The organism is Gaiella sp. (assembly GCF_057140465.1).
The window spans coordinates 1-3,186 of record NZ_DBNHWK010000083.1; the positions used below are offsets into that span (position 1 = coordinate 1).

The window sequence follows — 3,186 nt, forward strand, 5'->3', positions numbered from 1 at the left end:
CGAGGCCGGAGCGGCCGCGCCGCCGCCGGCGCCACCCGTGGCCGAGCCCGCTGCCGTCCCCGCGGCGCCCGTCCCCGCGGCGCCCGCGGCCGAGCCCGCGGCTGCCGCCCCCGCACCGCCTCCCGCACCCGCGCCGCCGCCGCCGGCGGCGGCACCCGCTCCGCCTGCCCCCGCTCCGGCAGCCGCAGCACCCGCGGCGGCGGTCGAGGACGAGCTCGCGCCCGGCGAGGCCGCGGAGCCGATCACGGCGATGCGGCGCGGGGTGATGGAGCACATGCGGCGCTCGGTCGACACGTCGGCGCACGTGACGAGCGCGATCGAGGTCGACATGTCGCGCGTCGTCGCGATCCGCGAGCAGCTGAAGCGCGAGTGGCAGAGCGCGCACGGCGTGAATCCCACGTACCTCGCCTTCGTCGCGCGAGCGACCGTCGAGGCGCTCGAGGCCTGGCCCTGGGTCAACGGCGAGATCCGGGGCGAGAAGATCGTCACGCGCCAGTTCGTGAACCTGGGGATCGCGGTCGCGCTCGACGAGGGCCGGGGCCTGATCGTGCCGGTGATCCGCAACGCGCAGGACCTCAACCTGCTCGGGCTCGCTCGCTCGGTCGCCGACCTCGCAGAGCGCGCGCGCACGAAGAAGCTGCTCCCAGACGACGTCCAGGGCGGCACGTTCACGATCACGAACCCGGGAGGGTTCGGGACGTTCCACGGGACGCCGATCATCAACCAGCCGCAGGCGGCGATCCTCGGCACCTATGCGCTCGTGAAGCGGCCGTGGGTCGTACAGGACGAGCTCGGCAACGACGTGATCGCGATCCGGCCGATGATGAACCTCACGCTCACGTACGACCACCGCCTCGTCGACGGGGCGTACGCGGGCGGCTTCCTGCGCGACCTGCGCGAGAAGCTCGAGCAGTGGGACGACGCCGGCTAGCGGCGGCGCAGCGTGACCCGATGATCGGCGGCAACGCCCCGGCTACGCTCTCCGCGTGACCGCGGGCGCGTACCTGATGAACCTCGGCCTCGTCCCCTACGGCGAGGCGTTCGCGCTCCAGCGCTCGCTCGCGGGAGCGGTCTCGCAGGGAGCGATCCCCGATACGGTGCTGCTGCTCGAGCACCCCCCCGTGATCACGACCGGCCGCCGCACCGAGCTGGAGCGTGAGCTGCACGTCCCGACGGGGGCGGACGTCGAGGTCGCGGAGACGGACCGCGGCGGCAAGTCGACATTCCATGGGCCGGGACAGCTCGTCTGCTACCCGATCCTCGACCTCAACCGGCACGGCCGTGACGTCAAGCGCTACGTGCGGATGCTCGAGGACGCGATCGTGCGGACACTCGCCGTCTTCTCGCTCGAGGCGACGACGATCGAGGGGCTGACGGGCGTCTGGATGCCGCCTGGCGGCGGACAGGGCCCCCGCAAGATCGCGTCGATCGGCGTCCACGTCTCGCGCTGGGTGACGACCCACGGCTACGCCCTCAACGTCGACCTCGACCCGGCGCCGTTCACGGAGTGGATCACCGCCTGCGGCCTCGAGGATGCGCAGTTCACGACGATGGCACGGGAGCTGGGACGGACGCTGAACGTCGACGAGGTCCGGCCGGCCGCGGCCGACGCGCTCGCCGACGTGCTCGGCCTCGCGTTCGAGGAGCTGCCGGCGGAGGACGGCGCCGGGCTCTGGGCGCAGCCGGTGCACGAGAAGCTCGGCGCTCGCTGACCGCCCGTCCGGCCCGCGTCACCGGCCCGAAGTCGGCACGAACCCCTCACATTCCTGTGACATAATGAGTGCCATAATGACGCGGATGCGCCGTACCACGATCATGGCCCCCGACGACCTGCTCGACCAGCTCCGGACGATCGCCAGGCAGGAGGGCGTCTCGCTCGGCGAGGTGATCCGTCAGGGGCTCGAGTGGCGCGTCCGCACACGGCGGCGGGTACCGAGCTTCATCGGGGCGGTGGCTTCCGATGGGCGCGGAGACACGTCGACGCGGGTCGACGAGTTGGTCGGCGACTACCTCGGTGAGAAGCACGCTCGTTACTGACACGGGCGTCGTCTACGCCGCACTCGTCCGCTCCGACCGACACCACGGCGCCTGCGCCGGGCTCCTCGGTTCGGGTCTTCCGGTCGTCATCCCGAACGCCGTGCTCGTGGAGACCGGTCTCCTCGGCCTCCGGCGCGGGCAGCCACGGGTGGCGGATCAGCTGCTCGCCAGCGTGCTCGACCGGAGCGTGGAGGTCTACGACACCGACCACGAGGATCACGAGCGCATCAGGGAGCTCATGCGCGAGTACGCAGATCTCCCTCTCGACGTCGTCGACGCCACGGTCGTCGCGGTCGCCGAGCGGCTGGAAGAGGATACGATCGCGACCCTCGACCGCCGGCACTTCTCGGCCGTTCGTCCCCGCCACACGGCGGCGTTCACGCTCGTGCCGTGAGCACCGACGAACCGCAGCGTCGGGCGCGCCGGGGCCCGCCCGTACAATGGCGCGCGTGGAGACGTCGCTCCCCGTGATCCAGGACCGCCCGCGCCGGCCGCCGTGGATGAAGGTGCGGGCGCCGAGCCGGGACACGCGCTACGGGGAGGTGCGCCAGCTCGTCCGCGAGCAGCAGCTCGTCACCGTGTGCGAGGAGGCCCGCTGCCCGAACATCGGCGAGTGCTGGGGCCGCGGCACGGCGACGTTCCAGATCCTCGGCGACACGTGCACGCGCGCCTGCCGCTACTGCTACGTCCACTCGGGCAAGCCCGACGGCCCGCCCGACCCGCTGGAGCCGCTGCGCCTGGCGCAGGCGGCGGCGCAGATGCGGCTCGGACACGTCGTCGTCACGTCGGTCGACCGCGACGACCTCCCCGACCGCGGCGCCGCCCACTTCGCCGCCACGACGCGCGCGCTCAAGGCCAAGCTGCCCGAGTGCTCGGTGGAGCTGCTCACGCCCGACTTCCTCGGCGTCGAGGACGAGGCGCTGCGCACGGTGCTCGCCGCCCGTCCCGACGTCTTCAACCACAACATCGAGACGGTGCGCCGCCTCCACCGCAGCATGCGCGGCGCGAAGGCGAGCTACGACAAGGCGCTCTGGCTGCTGCAGCGGGCGAAGCAGCTCGCCGACTACCCGGTGCTCACGAAGTCGGGGATCATCGTCGGGCTCGGCGAGACGAACGACGAGGTCGTCGAGACGATGCGCGACCTGCGCG

Annotated in this window: 5 protein-coding genes; all 5 read left to right on the top strand. The window is 72.5% G+C overall.

Annotated elements, in window-relative coordinates:
• Positions 1 to 931 (top strand): dihydrolipoamide acetyltransferase family protein (locus AC162C_RS12130; RefSeq protein ID WP_484097763.1); only part of this gene is annotated, 931 nt, incomplete at its 5' end.
• Positions 932 to 986: 55 nt separating this feature from the next.
• Positions 987 to 1,712, top strand: a complete 726-nt coding sequence (gene lipB / locus AC162C_RS12135) for a lipoyl(octanoyl) transferase LipB (protein WP_484097764.1) — start codon at positions 987 to 989, stop codon at positions 1,710 to 1,712.
• An 85-nt stretch (positions 1,713 to 1,797) separates the two neighbouring features.
• Positions 1,798 to 2,037 (top strand): ribbon-helix-helix domain-containing protein, encoded by a 240-nt coding sequence (locus AC162C_RS12140; RefSeq protein WP_484097765.1) that lies wholly within the window; start codon positions 1,798 to 1,800, stop codon positions 2,035 to 2,037.
• Complete coding sequence (locus tag AC162C_RS12145; RefSeq protein ID WP_484097766.1) at positions 2,015 to 2,431, top strand: type II toxin-antitoxin system VapC family toxin; 417 nt, start codon at positions 2,015 to 2,017, stop codon at positions 2,429 to 2,431. The genes AC162C_RS12140 and AC162C_RS12145 overlap by 23 nt, the downstream gene beginning before the upstream one ends.
• Positions 2,432 to 2,486: 55 nt before the next feature.
• On the top strand, positions 2,487 to 3,186 hold a 700-nt coding region (locus AC162C_RS12150; protein ID WP_484097767.1), incomplete at its 3' end, for a lipoyl synthase.

What these genes read in the sequence shown, in the direction of transcription:
- AC162C_RS12140 (WP_484097765.1), top strand. Translation starts at nt 1,798, where the DNA reads ATGCGCCGTACCACGATCATGGCCCCCGACGACCTGCTCGACCAGCTC.